This window comes from Variovorax sp. FW305-3-2-15-B-LB1, assembly GCF_058787635.1.
Window position 1 is genome coordinate 334132 of record NZ_JBYSZY010000001.1, and the last position, 15917, is coordinate 350048.

Consider the following 15917-nt stretch of genomic DNA (forward strand, 5'->3'; position numbering starts at 1 on the left):
TCAAAAAGCCCGCGTCATGCGGGCTTTTTTTTCGCCTGCAGCAAACCCTCGCCCGCCTCGAAGAAGCGCGCGGGCGTGCAGCCGAAGTGCTTGCGGAAGGCCTCGATGAAGGCACTCACCGAGCTGTAGCCCACCGTCAGCGCCGCCGCCGTCACCGGCTCGCGCAGGCTCAGCAGTTCCACCGCCTTCAGCAGGCGCGCCTGCTGGCGCCATTGCGTGAAGCTCAGCCCGGTCTCGGCAGCGAAGCGGCGCGTGAGCGTGCGACGGGCCATGCCGATGCGATCGGCCCAGTCGTCGATGCCGTCGGCCAGTGCCGGATCGTCCGCCAGCGCACGCGCCATCGCCACCAGCCGCGGGTCCTGCGGCATGGGCAGGTGCAGCGACTCGCGCCCGCCGGCCGCCAGCTCGTCGACCAGCACGCCCACCAATCGCGCGCGGCGGGGCTCCAGCAGTGCGTCGGAGGGCGCCAGCGACATCAGCCGCGCCACCAGCTCTCGCACCAGTGGCGTGGCGGCAAAGACATGCGGCCCCTCCGGCAAGGCCTGCGCCACCGACGCATCGATGTGCAGGTGCCATCCCGCCGTGGCCCCGAAGCTTTGCGCGGCATGGGCGCAGCGCGGCGCGATCCAGCCGATCCATCCCGGCGGCTGCACCCAGCGCCCTGCGGGCGTCTCGATGACCTGCAGGCCTTCGCGCAGCGCGAACAGCTGGCCGGTCTCGTGTGCGTGGCAGCCCGTGACGCGCGGTGCCTCATGCGCGTAGCGCCAGAGCGTGGCAGGCGATTCAGCCGCCATGACTGGCCCGCACGCGGTATCGATTGGCCCCGCGCCGCAAGCCGGGGACCGCCCCGCTGCCTAGCATCGAAGGCATCTCCACCAAGGAATCCCCATGAAAGCGCAAGACATCATTCCCGACGGACAGGACTTCACCGTCATCGACGGCCACACCGTGCGCAAGGGCTCGGTCGGCGCCTTCCTCGCCAATGCGCGCGTGCTCGAAGACCCGAACGCCACGGCCGACGAACGCCGCATCGCCCGCGACGACCTCGCGGCGCTGATCCCCACGCTCGATGCGCTCGGCCTGTTCGACGTCTTCGAACTGCGCTCGCCCGCGCTGCGCGACGAGGTGGCCCGCCATCGCGTGACGCTCAGCCCTGCGCCTGCTGCTTCGCCGCGCGCGTGATCGACGCCAGCGTGCCGCGCGTGGTGATCACCTCGGGGTCGAGCGGGATCTCGATCAGCGTGCCGGTGTCGGCCGCCAGCGCGCGCAGCAGCGCGGCTTCGAACTGCGCCGTCTCGGTGACGCGCTCGGCCGCGTAGCCGTAGGCGCGCGCCAGGCCGCAGAAGTCGGGGTTGCGCAGCGCGGTGCCGCTGGTGCGCTCGGGGTACTCGCGCTCCTGGTGCATGCGGATCGTGCCGAACATGCCGTTGTTGAGCAGCACGACGATGCTCTTGCCGCCGTGCTGCGAGGCCGTTGCCAGCTCCTGCCCGTTCATCAGGAAGTCGCCGTCGCCCGCGATGGTGAAGGCCACGCGCCCGGTGGCGATGCTCGCGGCAATGCCCGCCGGCACGCCGTAGCCCATCGCCCCGCTGGTGGGTGCCAGCTGCGTCTTGGCGCCCTTGGCGAGCCCGTGGTAGCGGAAGTAGCGGTGCACCCAGCTCGCGAAGTTGCCGGCGCCGTTGGTGATGGCCGCATCCGCCGGCAGGTGCTTTTGCAGCAGCGCCACCACGGCCGCCATATCGACCGCGCCGCGCGGCGTCTTGGCCGGCATGCCGGCGAGCGCCTGCGGCTGCAGCCAGGCTTCGTAGTCGGCGTGCAGCTGCTGCGTCCAGGCTTCCCATGGCAGCGAGGGCGGCGCGCTCAGCACCTCGAGGCTGCGCGCCGCGGCGCTCATGCCGGCGTTGATCGCCAGGTCGGCCTGGTAGACGCGGTTCAGCTCCTCGGCGCTCGCATGGATGTGCACCAGCGTCTGCTTGGCCTTCGGTGCTTCGAGCAGCGTGTAGCCGCCGGTCGTCATCTCGCCCAGGCGCGGGCCGATGGCCAGCACCAGGTCGGCGTCCTTCACGTGCTGCGCGAGCTTCGGGTTGATGGCGATGCCGACGTCGCCCGCGTACTGCGGGTGGTGGTTGTCGAAGGTGTCCTGGAAGCGGAAGGCGTTTGCCACCGGCAGGCGCCAGTTCTCGGCGAAGCGCTGCAGCGCCTGCGCAGCCTGCGGCGTCCAGCCCCCGCCGCCGGCGATCAGCAGCGGGCGCTGCGCCTTCAGCAGCAGCTCGCGCAGCGTGCGCAGCGCGCCCGGGTCGCTCCACGGCTGGACCGCCTCCACGCGCGCCAGCGGCCGCGCCGCCGTCTCGGTGCGCAGCATGTCCTCGGGCAGCACCAGCACGACCGGGCCCGGGCGGCCGTTCATCGCGGTGGCGAAGGCGCGCGCGATGTACTCGGGAATGCGGTCGGCGTCGTCGATGCGCTCCACGCGCTTGGCAAAGCCCTTGGTGCTCGGCCCGAAGAAGCTGGCGTAGTCCACCTCCTGGAAGGCCTCGCGGTCGCGGAAGTCGCTGCCGACGTCGCCCACGAACAGCACCATCGGCGTCGAGTCCTGGAACGCGTTGTGCACGCCGATCGAGGCATTGGTCGCGCCCGGCCCGCGCGTCACGAAGCACACGCCCGGGCGCCCCGTGAGCTTGCCGTGCGCCTCGGCCATGAAGGCCGCGCCGCCCTCCTGCCGGTTCACCACGAAGCGTGCGCGTTCGCGGTACGCATGGAAGCCATCGAGCACCGCCAGGAAGCTCTCGCCCGGCACGCCGAAGGCGAGTTGCATGCCTTGTTCGACCAGGCACTCGACGATCAGGTGGCCCGCGGGTTGTGATGTACTCATGGAAAGTTCGAACCTCAGTTGCAAATGTCTCCGGCGATTATGTGTGCCTGCCTTCCACGCCTTGTCTTAATTCCCCAATTGGTTAAATTCGCGTCATGAAGGCCCCCAAGGACTCTTTGCCCGAAACGCTCGAGCCGCGCTCGCGCGACGCCGACCGCTCGCAGCTGGCCATCCTCGCGTCGGCGCGCGACGAGTTCGCCGCGCGCGGCCTGGCCGGTGCGCGCATGGACAGCATCGCCGAGCGCGCGGGCCTGAACAAGCGCCTCATCTACTACTACTTCGGCAGCAAGGACGACCTGTTCCTGGCCGTGCTGGAGCGCGTGTACGCCGACATCCGCGCCGCCGAGCAGCGCCTGCACCTGGACGAGATCGAGCCCGTCGAGGCGATCCGCCAGCTGGTGTCCTTCACCTGGCACTACTACCTGGAGCACCCCGAGTTCATCACGCTGCTCAACAGCGAGAACCTGCACGGCGCAGCGCACCTGAAGCGCTCCGACCGCATCCAGGAGATGAACTCGCCGCTGGTGCAGCTGCTCGACACCGTGCTGGAGCGCGGCAAGAAGGACAACCTCTTTCGCGCCGGCGTCGACCCGGTGCAGCTGTACATCTCGATCGCCTCGCTGTGCTACTTCTACCTCTCGAACAACCACACGCTGTCGGCCATCTTCGGGCGTGACCTGCGTGCCCCCAAGGCGATGGCGCAACGCCTCTCGCACATGACCGATCTCGTGCTGGGCTACGTCCTGCACTGAGCCTTCGGGCGCTGCAGACGCCCTTTTCCACGCCCTCGGGTTTTCACCAAGCAGCGTCGGTTGACGCTGCGGCGCAGCCGTTCCTACAATTCACTAATTCACTCAATGGTGAATTGATGACTCAAGAACTGCGGCCCGACCGCGCGGAGACAACCTTGAAGCAACTTGCACGCACCACCCTCCTGGCCTCGCTGACCTGCCTGGCCGCCCTGCTGCCAGGCCTGGCGACCGCGCAGAACGGCTACCCCACCAAGCCGATCCGCGTGATCGTTCCCTTCGCCGCCGGCAGCACGACGGACATCATTGCCCGCGCCATCGCCGACAAGATGGGCGCCAGCATGGGCCAGGCACTGATCATCGAGAACCGCGGCGGCGCCAGCGGCACCATCGGCCAGCAGGCGGTGGCCACGGCCGCGCCCGATGGCTACACGGTGATGATCCATTCGTCGTCGCACACGGTCAGCCCGTCGACCTTCGCCAAACTGCCCTTCGATACGGTGCACGACTTCGCGGGCGTCACGCCGATCTCGTCGCTGCCCAACGCGCTGGTCATCTCGCCCAGCAAGAACATCAAGACCCTGCCGCAGCTGCTGGCCGCCGCGCGCGCCAAGCCCGGCAGCATGAACTTCGCCTCGGCCGGCCAGGGCAGCGCCACGCACCTGAACGCCGAGAAGTTCAAGATGGCCGCGAAGATCGACGCGACCAACATCCCGTTCAAGGGATCGGGTGAGGCCGTCACCGAAGTGCTGTCGGGCCGCGTCGACTACTACTTCTCGCCCATCGCGCCCGTCATCGGCCAGATCAAGGAAGGCCAGCTGCTCGCACTGGCCGTGGGCTCGCCCAAACGCGCCGCCGCCCTGCCCGACGTGCCCACCACCACGGAGGCCGGTGTGCCCGGCTCCGAGTTCAACTTCTGGATCGGCATGATGGCGCCCGCCAAGACGCCGCGCGACATCGTCAACCGCCTGCACGACGAAGTGGTCAAGGCCTTGGCCACGCCCGAGGTGAAGGAGCGCTTCCTCAAGTTGGGCGCCGACGCCTGGACGCTCAAGCCCGAGCAGTTCGACGCCTACATCAAGGACGAGATCACCAGCAACGCGCAGCTCGTGAAGGCCGCCGGCCTCGCGGTCCAGCAGTAACAGCAGACACGCCGAGGTCTCACGCCGCGTCGTGCACGCGGGGCAGCCCGGCCTGCCCCGGCGTTGCCACGCGCCACGCCGATCGAAGCCCCTTTCTCTTTTCCCCTGCATCTCCCCAAGGAACCCACGATGGCCACCCAACGTCTCGGAATCATCATGCACGGCGTCACCGGACGCATGGGCATGAACCAGCACCTGATCCGCTCCATCTGCGCCATCCGCGCCCAGGGCGGCGTGACGCTGTCGAACGGCGACAAGGTCATGCCCGACCCGATTCTCATCGGCCGCAACGCCGAGAAGATGGAAGCACTCGCCAAGACCCACAACATCGCGCGCTGGGGCACTGACCTCGACCAGGCGCTCGCGAACAAGGACGACACCGTCTTCTTTGACGCCGGCACCACGCAGATGCGCCCCACGCTGCTGGCCAAGGCCATCCGCGCCGGCAAGCACGTGTACTGCGAGAAGCCGATCGCCACCAACCTCAACGAAGCCGTCGAGATCGCCCGCCTGGCCGACGAAGCCGGCAAGGCCACGGGCCTCAAGCACGGCGCGGTGCAGGACAAGCTCTTCCTGCCCGGCCTGCGCAAGCTCGACATGCTGCGCCGCGCGGGCTTCTTCGGCCGCATGCTCAGCGTGCGCCTGGAGTTCGGCTACTGGGTGTTCGAGGGCGACCTGCAGCCCATCCAGCGCCCGAGCTGGAACTACCGCAAGGAAGACGGCGGCGGCATGATCCTGGACATGATGTGCCACTGGCGCTACGTGCTGGACAACCTGTTCGGCGAGGTGAAGTCGGTGTCGTGCATCGGTGCCACCCACATCCCCACGCGCTGGGACGAAGCCGGCAAGCCCTACGAGGCCACCGCCGACGACGCGGCCTACGCCACCTGCGAACTCACGGGCCACAACGGTGAGCCGGTGATCGCGCAGCTCAACATGAGCTGGGCCACGCGCGTGCGCCGCGACGACCTCGTGACCTTCCACGTCGACGGCACCGACGGCTCGGCCGTGGCGGGCCTGTCCAGCTGCCGCGCCCAGTCGCGCGTGGCCACGCCGCGCCCGGTGTGGAACCCCGACGAGAAGCAGACGATGAACTTCTTCGACCAGTGGCAGGAGATTCCGGACTCGCAGGTCTACGACAACGGCTTCAAGATCCAGTGGGAACATTTCATCCGCCACGTGGTGGAAGACGCACCCTACAAGTGGACGCTGCCCGAAGGCGCCAAGGGCGTGCAGCTGGTCGAGGCCGCGCTCGCGTCCTGGCAGGAGCGCCGCTGGATCGACGTGCCGCAGCTGAAGGTCTGAGGAAGAAGACAAAGCCATGGCCCTGTCGCTGACCCTTCCCACCGCGAGCGGCGCGCTCGCGCCCTACGCCCTGCGCGGCACCGCGCCGGTGAAGCCCGACGCGGGCGTCAAGTTCAACCGCATCGCCTATTCGGCCGCCCACGTCGTGGCCGACCCGCTCGCCGCCATCGACCCGTGGCTGCAATGCGCGGTCGACTGGGACACCACCATCGCCTACCGCCGCCATTTGTTCTCACTGGGCCTGGGCGTGGCCGAAGCGATGGACACCGCGCAGCGCGGCATGGGCCTCGATTGGCCCACGTCGCTCGAACTGATCCGCCGATCGCTCGATGCAGCCAAGGACGTGCCGGGCGCGCTCGTCGCCTCGGGCTGCGGCACCGACCACCTGAACATCGACGACGTGAAGAGCGTCGACGACGTGATCCGCGGCTACGAGGAGCAGATGGCCGCCATCGAGGCGCTCGGCGGCAAGCTGATCGTGATGGCGAGCCGTGCGTTGGCCCGCGTGGCAAAAAGCCCCGCCGACTACGAGCGCGTGTACGACCGCATCCTGAGCCAGGCGAAGCAGCCCGTGGTGCTGCACTGGCTGGGCGACATGTTCGACCCGGCGCTCGCAGGTTACTGGGGCACGAAGGATGTCGACGCAGCGATGGACACCGCCGTCGGCATCATCGCGGCGCAGCCCGAAAAGGTCGATGGCATCAAGATCTCGCTGCTCGACAAGGACAAGGAGATCGCCATGCGCCGCCGCCTGCCGAAGGGTGTGCGCATGTACACGGGCGACGACTTCAACTACGCCGAACTGATCGCCGGCGACGGCTTCGGCAGCGAGCCGACGCACGGCAAGAGCGATGCGCTGCTGGGCATCTTCGACGCCATCGCGCCGGCTGCGAGTGCCGCGCTCGGCGCACTGGCGCAAGGCAACAGCGAGAAGTTCCACGCGATCCTCGGCCCCACGGTGCCGCTGTCGCGCCACATCTTTGCGGCGCCCACGCGCTTCTACAAGACGGGCGTGGTGTTCATGGCCTGGCTCAACGGCCACCAGAAGCACTTCACGATGGTGGGCGGCCAGCAGAGCACGCGCTCGCTGCAGCACTTCGCTGAACTCTTCCGTCTCGCGGATGCGGCCAACCTGCTGGAGCAGCCCGAGCTTGCGGTGCGGCGCATGAAGACATTGCTGGCCTTGCACGGCGTGGAAGGCTGAGCGAACCCATGCGCGATTTCTCGCAGAACCACGACTGGCTGTCGATCAACACGGCGACCATCCGCAAGCAGTCGGGCGCCGAGGTGCCGCTGGACCGCCTCATCGACCAGTGCGCCGAACGCGGCATCCGCGCCATCAGCCCGTGGCGCGACCAGGTCGCGGCCGTCGGGCTCGACAAGGTGGCCAGGCAGTTGAAGGCGCACGGCATCGGCCTCTCGGGCTACTGCCGCGGCGGCTTCTTCCCCGCGCCCGATGCGGCAGGCCTGAAGGCCGCGCTCGACGACAACCGTCGCGCCATCGACGAGGCCAAGACGCTCGACGCGCCCTGCCTCGTGCTGGTCGTCGGCGCCCTGCCCGGCGCGCTCGACGGCAAGGCGGCGTACAAGGACATCGCCCGCGCGCGCAACGAGGTGCGCGACGGCATTGCCGCCTCGCTCGAGTACGCGCGCGAGGTCGGCATGCCGCTGGCCATCGAGCCCCTGCACCCGATGCAGGCGGCCGACCGCGCGTGCATCAACACGCTCGAGCATGCGCTCGACCTGTGCGACGAACTCGATGCGGGCAAGACCGGCATGCTCGGCGTGGCGCTCGACATTTACCACGTGTGGTGGGACCCGAAGCTGCAGCAGCAGATCGCGCGCGCCGGTCGCGAGCGGCTGCTGGCGTACCACGTCTGCGACTGGCTCACGCCGACGCGCGACCTGCTCTCCGATCGCGGGATGATGGGTGACGGGGTTGTCGAATTGAAGAAGATTCGCGGGTGGGTCGAAGACGCAGGGTTTGCGGGGTTCAGCGAGGTCGAGATCTTTTCGAACCTGGACTGGTGGCAACGGACTGGGGCCGAGACGCTCGACGTCTGCATCGAACGACACCGCAGCGCGGTCTGATCGATCCGGCCGAAGCGAAAGGCAGCCGCTTGTGCTGCAATCCGCAGCATGGCTGACCCCACCCTCGACGACCTGCGCCGCTACGCCGTCGCGCGCACCCTCCTCACGCTGACGACGCTGCCCGCCGCCATCCGCAAGCTCGGCTTCGTGCAGGCCGACCCGATCCGTGCGCCGGCGCGTGCGCAAGACCTCACGCTGCGCCACCGCGTGAAGGACTACCGCGCAGGCGATCTCGAAAGCCGCTACGCGCGGCTCGCGATCGAGGAAGACTGCCTCGTCAACTACGGCTTCCTGCCGCGCGAACACCTGGCGCTGATGCATCCGCGCGAGGCCAAGAAGGCTTGGGACGCGGACACGCGCCGCAAGGCCGCCGACGTGCTGGCCTATGTGCGCGAGCACGGGCCGGTGCATCCGCGCCAGGTCGAGCAGCACTTCGCGCATGGCCGCATCCAGAACTACTGGGGCGGCTCCAGCAACGCCACCACGCACCTGCTCGACGGCATGCACTACCGCGGCCTGCTGCGCGTGGTGCGGCGCGACAGTGGCACGCGGGTCTACGAAGCGGTGAGCCATCCGCCCGCCGACGACAGCCCCGCCGGGCGCGCGCAGCGTGCGGCGGCGCTCATCGAACTGGTGGTGCGCAAGTACGCGCCGCTGCCGGCCACGAGCCTGACCTACCTCGTGCGCCTGCTCGGCTATGGCGCGCCGCACCTGGCCGCGCAGACCCAGGCGGCGCTGCGGCTGGCGCGCGAGGAGCTGGCCAGTTGCCGCATCGACGGCACGACGTGGTACTGGCCCGCCGACGAGAACCCCGCCTCGCGCCGTCATGCGCCCGACGATGAGGTGCGGCTGCTCGCGCCCTTCGACCCGGTGGTGTGGGACCGCCGCCGCTTCGAGCTGCTGTGGGGCTGGACGTACAAGTTCGAGGCCTACACACCCGCGCCGAAGCGGCAGTTCGGCTACTACGCGCTGCCGATGCTGTGGCACGAGCGCGTGATCGGCTGGGCCAATGTGAGCGCGCCCGAAGGCCGCCTGCAGCCGGCCTTCGGTTATGCCGACGCGAAGAAGCCGCACGGCGCGGCCTTCCGCACGGGCCTCGACGAAGAACTGCACCGCATGACGCAGTTCCTCGCGGGCCGCTGACGCGGCCTTTTATAATCGCCCGCCTCAGCCAGCCGCCCGCGCCCGCCGCGAGCCCGCCAGCCGTCTTCGAAGGAACGAAGACGCAGCAGCCCGAGCGACGACAACCCCCGTCGTCGCCCCCGGCCACTGCCCCCACGACGCCGTAGACACACAACACCAGCCGGATGCGCTTTCCTTTCGGAATGCGCCACGGCACGCGCTCGTTCGTTTCCGTTTTTTTCGATCGCACCCGAGAAGCCATGGCGCGCCCGACCGCGCCGCAGCCACTCCCCCGCCCTAGACACACCTGACGCAGGACACAGGAGAAGCTGCACATGACACTCAAGAATCGTCGCCCCGGAACGCCGCGCACGCGGCGGGGCTATGCCACGCTCGCGGTCACCGCCGTGGCGCTCGCCGCCAGCGCACATGCCCACGCGCAAGAAACCGCCGCTGCCGAAACGCGGCAGGCGCTGCCCACCGTGACCGTCTCGGGCGATGCGGGTGAAACCGCCACCGGCCCCGTGACGGGCTTCGTCGCCAGGCGCGGCAGCACCGCCACCAAGACCGACACGCCGCTGATCGAGACGCCGCAGGCCATCTCGGTCGTCACGCGCGACCAGATCGAAGCCCAGGGCGCGCTCACCCTGCGCGAGACCACCAACTACACGGCCGGCGTGGTGTCGAGCTATTTCGACAGCCGCGTGGATTCGTTCAAGGCCCGCGGCGGCGACGCCGTGCAGTACCTCGACGGCCTGCAACGCACCTACGGCACCTACAACGCCAGCCGGCCCGACCCGTACATGCTGGAGCGCGTGGAGCTGCTGCGCGGCCCGTCGTCGGTGCTCTACGGCCAGGGCGGCATCGGCGGCGTGCTCAACCTCGTGTCGAAGCGCCCGCAGGCCGAGACGCAGCGCGAAGTGCAGCTGCAACTGGGCAACAACGCGCGCAAGCAGATCGCCGCCGATTTCACCGGCTCGCTCGACCCCGAGAGCAAGTGGATGTACCGCCTCGTGGCCGTGAACCGCGACAGCGGCACGCAGGTCGATCACGTGTCGGACGACCGCATCGCCATCGCGCCCTCGCTCACCTGGCGCCCGAACGCCGACACCTCGCTCACGCTGCAGGCGTCGTACCAGAAGGACAAGAGCGGCTCGCTGATCGGCTTTTTCCCGTGGCAGGGCACGCTGCTGCCTTCGCTGTACGGTCGCATTCCGACCTCGACCTTCACCGGCGAGCCGGGCTTCGACCGCTTCGACACGCGCAGCACCTCGCTGGGCTACCTGTTCAGCCACCGCCTCAACGACACCTGGACGGTGCGCCAGAACCTGCGCTCGACCGAGAGCAAGGTCTGGTACAACACCTCGTACACCAGCTTCACGGCCAACCGCCTCACGGGCCGTCCGGCGCGCCCGGTGTTCAATGCCGACCAGCGCACCATCGAGCGCGACCTGAGCAGCGACATCAACGGCGGCAAGATGCTGCTGCTCGACAACCAGGCCGAGGCGCACTTCAAGACCGGCGAGGTCGAGCACACGCTGCTGCTGGGCGCCGACTTCCAGCGCAACACCACCTCCAAGCTCTCGGGCCGCGGCCGTGCGGGCGCGCTCGACGTGTACGCGCCGGTGTACGGCAACTACACGGCCCCCACCAGCTACACGCGCGCACCCGAGGTGGTGCAGAAGCAGGCCGGCCTGTACGTGCAGGACCAGGTCAAGTACGGCCGCTGGATCGGCCTGCTGGGCCTGCGCCACGACAAGGCCACCACCGACACCGAAGGCCGCCCCGCCGCGGCGGCCGACGACAAGGCCACCACCAAGCGCGCCGGCCTGGTCTACCTGGCCGACGGCGGCTGGGCGCCGTACCTGAGCTATGCCGAGTCGTTCCTGCCGCTGGGCGGCGTCGACACGTCGAACAACCCCTTCAAGCCGCAGCGCGGCAAGCAGTGGGAAGCCGGCGTGAAGTGGGAGCCCGCGGGCCAGCGCACCTCGTTCATGGCGGCCGTGTACGACCTGCGCGACACCAACCGCAAGACCACCGACCCGACCAACCCGCTCAACAGCGTGCAGCTCGGCGAAGTGCACGTGAAGGGCCTGGAGCTCGAGTACAAGGGCAGCATCGCGCGCGACTGGGACTGGATCGCCTCGTACGCCTACACCGACGCACGCGTGTCGAAGAGCAACGGCTCCGACCTGGGCAAGCGCATCTCGGGCGTGCCCAAGCACACGGCCTCGGCCTGGGTGACCAAGCGCTTCTCGATCGGCGGCCTGCACGGCTTCTCGGCCGGCGGCGGCGTGCGCTACATGGGCAAGTCGTACGACGGCATGGACAACAACCCCGCGCCCGCGGTCACGCTGTTCGACGCGATGTTCGCGTGGGACAACGGCCCGCTGCGCCTGGCGCTCAACGTGGCCAATCTGACCGACAAGGTGCAGATCACCACCTGCCTGGCACGCGGCGACTGCTTCTACGGCCAGCGCCGTACCCTGACCGCGAGCGCGACGTACCGCTTCTGAAGCAAATCCCCGCGCGCTCGAAGGTCTGGCGCGCGGGCGACAACCGGCCCGGCGGCGTGCTTCTAGAATCGCGCCGTCGTCCGGTTCGCCGGACGGCAAGCGTTCTCAGGGCGGGGTGCAATTCCCCACCGGCGGTGATGGCAACGAAAGTTGCACAAGCCCGCGAGCGCCTCGGGCCTGCCACAGGTCCGAGGGTCAGCAGATTTCGGTGCGATTCCGAAGCCGACGGTCACAGTCCGGATGAAAGAGAGCGCGAAATGCGGGCATGCCCGCGCGCCTTGCTTTGCTCTTTTTTGGCAACCCGGCGCGCGAGCGGGCCTGTGGTTTCGTGCGCCCTGATTCAGGAAACCTGCTTTCAAGAGGCACACCATGAGTCAGATCAACGACCTTCCCCTTTCTGCCGTCACCGCGTCGGGCTCGCCGCGCGGCCAGCGCATCGCATTCGTCGAGGCGCAATGGCATTCCGACATCGTCCACCAGGCACGCGACGCCTTTCTCGAAGAGATGGCGCGGCTCGGCGTGGCGCGTGAGCTCATCGACATCTTCGATGTGCCCGGCGCCTTCGAGATTCCGCTGCACGCCAAGCGCCTGGCCAACTCGGGCAAGTACGCGGCCATCATCGGCTGCGCGCTGGTGGTGGACGGCGGCATCTACCGCCACGAGTTCGTCGCCAACACCGTCGTCAGCACGCTGATGTCGCTGCAGCTGGAGACCGACGTGCCGATCTTCTCGGCCGTGCTCACGCCGCACCATTTCCACGAGCACGTGGAGCACCGCAAGTACTTCCACCGCCACTTCGCGATCAAGGGCACGGAAGTGGCCGAAGCCTGCTTCAAGACGCTCGAGGCGCTGGACAAGGTCGACGCGCTGCTGGCCGCCTGAGCGGGTTGGCAAGAGGCGCACGCCTGCAGTAACCTGCGCGGATGGCCTTTCCATCCGCCCCGGCGGTCGCAGCAGCAGCCGCCGACCGCTACACCCTCTATGGGGCGCCCGGCTCGGGCGCCACGCCCATCCATGCCGCGCTGACGCTGATCGGCGCGCAGGTCGACACGGTAGACATCGCCCCCTGGGAGGGCGAGTCCGAACGCGAGCGGCTGACCGGCGTCAACCCGATGCAGCAGGTGCCCGCGCTCGTGCTGCCTTCGGGCGAAGTCATGACCGAGAGTGCGGCCATCCTCATCTGGCTGGGCGACCGCTACCCCGAGGCCGGGCTCAGCCCCGCGCCCGGCGACCCGCGCCGCGCGCAGTACCTGCGCTGGATGGTCTACCTGCCGGCCTCGATCTATTCGATGTTCTGGGTGCGCGACGAGCCCTCGCGCCTCGCTGCCGATGCCGCCGCGCAGGCCGTGATGCTCGAGCGCACGGCCGCGCGCATCGCGCACTGCTGGCACCTCATGGACACGCAGATCGACGAACCGTCGCCCTACCTGCTCGGCGACAAGCTCAGCATGCTCGACCTGTACGTGACCGTGGTGTCGCGCTGGACGCCGACCCGTCGGCGCTTCTACCGCGTGGCGCCGCGCATGGCGCGCGTGGTGCGGCGCGTGGACGCCGACCCGCGGCTGGCGGCGTTCTGGGCGGCGCGCTTTCCGTTCTCGATGGATGCGGACGAAGAGACAAGCTGAGGCCCGTTCTTCTCTTCTCATAATCGACGCCATGACCGCACGCACACCGACCACCGCCTACCCGATGACGATCTACCACAAGCCCAACTGCAGCACGTCGCGCAACGTGCTGGGCTTGATCCGCGAAAGCGGCGTGGAGCCCGAGATCGTCCTGTACCTGGAAACGCCGCCCTCGAAGAAGAAGCTGCGCGAACTGGCGAAGGCCATGGGCCTGACGGCGCGCGACCTGCTGCGCACCAAGGAAGCGCCCTACGAAGAACTGAAGCTGGCGGACGAGAAACTGACGGACGACCAGCTGTTCGACGCGATCGTCGAGCACCCGATCCTGCTGCAACGCCCGATCGTGGTGTCGCCGCGCGGCACGCTCATGTGCCGGCCGTGGGAACGCGTGCGCGAGATTCTTCCCGCTTAAATCGGTTGATCTTCGGGCTGCTGCGCCAGCCCCCACGCGACGTGCTCGCGCACCAGCTCGCTCGGATGTCCGGCGCGCGTGGCCAGCGCTTCCTTCGCACCGTCCTCGCCTGATCGCACCGCATTGCCCAGCGCCACCGCGATGTTGCGCAGCCAGCGCTCGTGGCCGATGCGGCGGATCGGGCTGCCTTCGGTGCGGCGCAGGAAATCTTCCTCGCTCCACGCGAACAGCTCGGCCAGCGTGCGGCCCGTGAGCCCTTCGCGCGCATCGAAGTCGGGCAACGTGCTCTTCTTCGCGAACTTGTTCCAGGGGCAGATCAGCTGGCAGTCGTCGCAGCCGTAGATGCGGTTGGCCATGAGCGGGCGCAGCTCCACCGGAATGGCGCCGGCGTGCTCGATCGTCAGGTACGAGATGCAGCGGCGCGCATCGAGCCGCTGCGGCGCGACGATGGCGCGCGTCGGGCACACGTCGATGCAGGCGCTGCAGCTGCCGCAGTGCGCGCTGACGGGCTCGCTCGGCGGCAGCGCCATGTCGACGTAGATTTCGCCCAGGAAGAACATCGAGCCCGCGTCGCGGTCGAGCACCAGCGTGTGCTTGCCGCGCCAGCCCTGGCCGCTGCGCGAGGCGAGTTCGGCCTCGAGCACCGGCGCCGAATCGGTGAAGGCGCGGTGGCCGAAGGGGCCGACCTCTTCGGCGATCTTCTCGGCCAGTTTGGCCAGGCGGTTGCGCAGCACCTTGTGATAGTCGCGGCCCCGCGCGTACAGCGACACGATGGCCTCGCCGGGCCGGCGCAGCCGGTCGAACTCGATGGCCTGCCACTCGGCGTCGGTGTCGCGCGGCAGGTAGTCCATGCGCGCGGTGATCACGCTCACCGTGCCCGGCACCAGCTCCGCCGGCCGCGCGCGGCGGGTGCCGTGCGTTGCCATGTATTGCATTTCTCCATGGAACCCATGGGCCAGCCATTGCATCAGACCGTCTTCGGCGCTCGACAGATCGACGCCCGCGATTCCGATTTGGGAGAATCCGAGTTCCCGGGCCAAGGCCTGAATACGAGCAACGAGTGGATGGCTGACGATCACTTGCCGATTGTAGAAACGCGCACCCTGCGCTGGCAGGGCGAAGACGACACCGACGCGCTGGCGCGCGCGCTCGCCGCATCGCCCGCGCTGCGCGACGCTTTCATCGCGCTGCAGGGCGACCTGGGCGCCGGCAAGACCACCTTCGTGCGCCACCTGCTGCGCGCGCTGGGCATCACCGGGCGCATCAAGAGCCCCACCTACGCGGTGGTCGAGCCGCACGAGGCGCCCGACGGGCTGGCCATCTACCACTTCGACTTCTACCGTTTCGCCGACCCGCGCGAATGGGACGACGCGGGCTTCCGCGACATCTTCGCGGGCCCGGGCCTCAAGCTGGCCGAGTGGCCGGAGAACGCCGCGGGGCGCACCCCACCTGCCGACCTAGCTATTAAAATAGAAGCAATGACCGACGACACCCGCAGCGTGACCCTCCTGGCGAACACCCCTCGCGGCAGCGATCTGCTGGCGTGCCTGGCCGCATGAAGGCGACCGGCCTGAAACGGCGCGTGCTGCTGCAAGGCGGCAGCATCGCGCTGATGCTCGGCGTGCACCAGATCGCGCGCGGCGCCAGCATCCTCGCCGTGCGCGTGTGGCCCGCCGCCGACTACACCCGCGTGACCATCGAGTCCGACGCCCGCCTCAACTCGCAGCAGCTCGTGGTCGGCAGCCCGCCCCGGCTGGCCGTGGACATCGAGGGCATCGACCTGAATACCGAGCTGCGCGACCTGGTCGGCAAGATCAAGCCCGGCGACCCGTACATCAATGGCCTGCGCATCGGGCAGAACGCACCGAAGGTGGTGCGCATCGTGTTCGACCTGAAGCAGACCGTGCGCCCGCAGGTGTTCTCGCTGGCGCCCGTGGCCGCCTACAAGCACCGGCTGGTGCTCGACCTGTACCCCGAGCAGGCCATCGACCCGATGGAAGCGCTGATCGCCGAGCGGCTGCGCGATGCGCCCAAGAACGGCAGCAGCACCGCCACCCCTCCCAGCAACGGCCCCGTCGTCGCC

Annotated in this window: 16 protein-coding genes and 1 riboswitch; of the genes, 13 read left to right on the plus strand and 3 right to left on the minus strand. The window is 68.9% G+C overall.

All coding sequences use genetic code 11. From position 1 onward, the window contains the following. Nucleotides 1-14: 14 nt before the first annotated feature. A complete protein-coding gene (locus tag AC3WQR_RS01460) occupies nt 15-794 on the minus strand; it encodes an AraC family transcriptional regulator (protein WP_447745637.1) in 780 nt (259 codons plus the stop codon). 94 nt (nt 795-888) lie between these two features. Here AC3WQR_RS01460 and AC3WQR_RS01465 point away from each other — a divergent pair, with 94 nt between their 5' ends. Next, nucleotides 889-1182, plus strand: coding sequence for a hypothetical protein (locus tag AC3WQR_RS01465; protein WP_095946948.1), 294 nt, complete (start codon nt 889-891; stop codon nt 1180-1182). Here the strand turns inward: AC3WQR_RS01465 and AC3WQR_RS01470 are convergent. Further along, nucleotides 1148-2872 (minus strand): thiamine pyrophosphate-binding protein, encoded by a 1725-nt coding sequence (locus AC3WQR_RS01470; RefSeq protein ID WP_447745640.1) that lies wholly within the window; start codon nt 2870-2872, stop codon nt 1148-1150. The two genes, AC3WQR_RS01465 and AC3WQR_RS01470, sit on opposite strands and share 35 nt — an antisense overlap. Before the next feature lie 95 nt (nt 2873-2967). On the opposite strand from AC3WQR_RS01470, the gene AC3WQR_RS01475 reads away from it, so the two are divergent. The 10 genes from AC3WQR_RS01475 to arsC all read left to right on the plus strand — a co-directional run bounded on the left by AC3WQR_RS01475 (nt 2968) and on the right by arsC (nt 13834). Beyond that, on the plus strand, nt 2968-3624 hold the full coding sequence (locus tag AC3WQR_RS01475; RefSeq protein ID WP_095946946.1) for a TetR/AcrR family transcriptional regulator: 657 nt from the start codon (nt 2968-2970) through the stop codon (nt 3622-3624). Nucleotides 3625-3779: 155 nt separating this feature from the next. Next, nucleotides 3780-4763: a tripartite tricarboxylate transporter substrate binding protein gene (locus AC3WQR_RS01480; protein WP_447745645.1), complete on the plus strand. Its 984-nt coding sequence runs from the start codon at nt 3780-3782 to the stop codon at nt 4761-4763. Between the two features lie 129 nt (nt 4764-4892). Continuing rightward, a complete protein-coding gene (locus AC3WQR_RS01485; protein ID WP_447745648.1) occupies nt 4893-6068 on the plus strand; it encodes a Gfo/Idh/MocA family protein in 1176 nt (391 codons plus the stop codon). Between the two features lie 16 nt (nt 6069-6084). Continuing rightward, nucleotides 6085-7272: a dihydrodipicolinate synthase family protein gene (locus AC3WQR_RS01490; protein WP_447745650.1), complete on the plus strand. Its 1188-nt coding sequence runs from the start codon at nt 6085-6087 to the stop codon at nt 7270-7272. An 8-nt stretch (nt 7273-7280) separates the two neighbouring features. After that, nucleotides 7281-8159, plus strand: coding sequence for a sugar phosphate isomerase/epimerase family protein (locus AC3WQR_RS01495; protein WP_447745653.1), 879 nt, complete (start codon nt 7281-7283; stop codon nt 8157-8159). A gap of 48 nt (nt 8160-8207) precedes the next feature. Beyond that, nucleotides 8208-9302, plus strand: coding sequence for a DNA glycosylase AlkZ-like family protein (locus tag AC3WQR_RS01500; protein ID WP_447745655.1), 1095 nt, complete (start codon nt 8208-8210; stop codon nt 9300-9302). Between the two features lie 314 nt (nt 9303-9616). After that, on the plus strand, nt 9617-11797 hold the full coding sequence (locus AC3WQR_RS01505; RefSeq protein ID WP_447787668.1) for a TonB-dependent siderophore receptor: 2181 nt from the start codon (nt 9617-9619) through the stop codon (nt 11795-11797). Between the two features lie 97 nt (nt 11798-11894). Beyond that, nucleotides 11895-12053, plus strand: a riboswitch (FMN riboswitch). Nucleotides 12054-12166: 113 nt separating this feature from the next. After that, complete coding sequence (locus tag AC3WQR_RS01510; RefSeq protein ID WP_070061276.1) at nt 12167-12679, plus strand: 6,7-dimethyl-8-ribityllumazine synthase; 513 nt, start codon at nt 12167-12169, stop codon at nt 12677-12679. Nucleotides 12680-12720: 41 nt separating this feature from the next. After that, complete coding sequence (locus AC3WQR_RS01515) at nt 12721-13422, plus strand: glutathione S-transferase family protein (RefSeq protein ID WP_447745660.1); 702 nt, start codon at nt 12721-12723, stop codon at nt 13420-13422. Nucleotides 13423-13453: 31 nt separating this feature from the next. Beyond that, nucleotides 13454-13834 carry an arsenate reductase (glutaredoxin) gene (gene arsC, locus AC3WQR_RS01520; RefSeq protein WP_062473487.1) on the plus strand — a complete coding sequence of 127 codons (381 nt, stop codon included), beginning with the start codon at nt 13454-13456 and terminating at the stop codon, nt 13832-13834. On the opposite strand, the gene queG is transcribed toward arsC, so the two are convergent. Continuing rightward, entirely contained in the window at nt 13831-14913 is a 1083-nt protein-coding gene (gene queG / locus AC3WQR_RS01525) for a tRNA epoxyqueuosine(34) reductase QueG (RefSeq protein WP_447745662.1), read from the minus strand. The two genes, arsC and queG, sit on opposite strands and share 4 nt — an antisense overlap. On the opposite strand from queG, the gene tsaE reads away from it, so the two are divergent. Then, complete coding sequence (gene tsaE, locus AC3WQR_RS01530) at nt 14899-15393, plus strand: tRNA (adenosine(37)-N6)-threonylcarbamoyltransferase complex ATPase subunit type 1 TsaE (protein WP_056579690.1); 495 nt, start codon at nt 14899-14901, stop codon at nt 15391-15393. The genes queG and tsaE overlap by 15 nt on opposite strands. Further along, nucleotides 15390-15917 (plus strand): AMIN domain-containing protein (locus AC3WQR_RS01535; protein WP_492740949.1); only part of this gene is annotated, 528 nt, incomplete at its 3' end. The genes tsaE and AC3WQR_RS01535, both read left to right, overlap by 4 nt.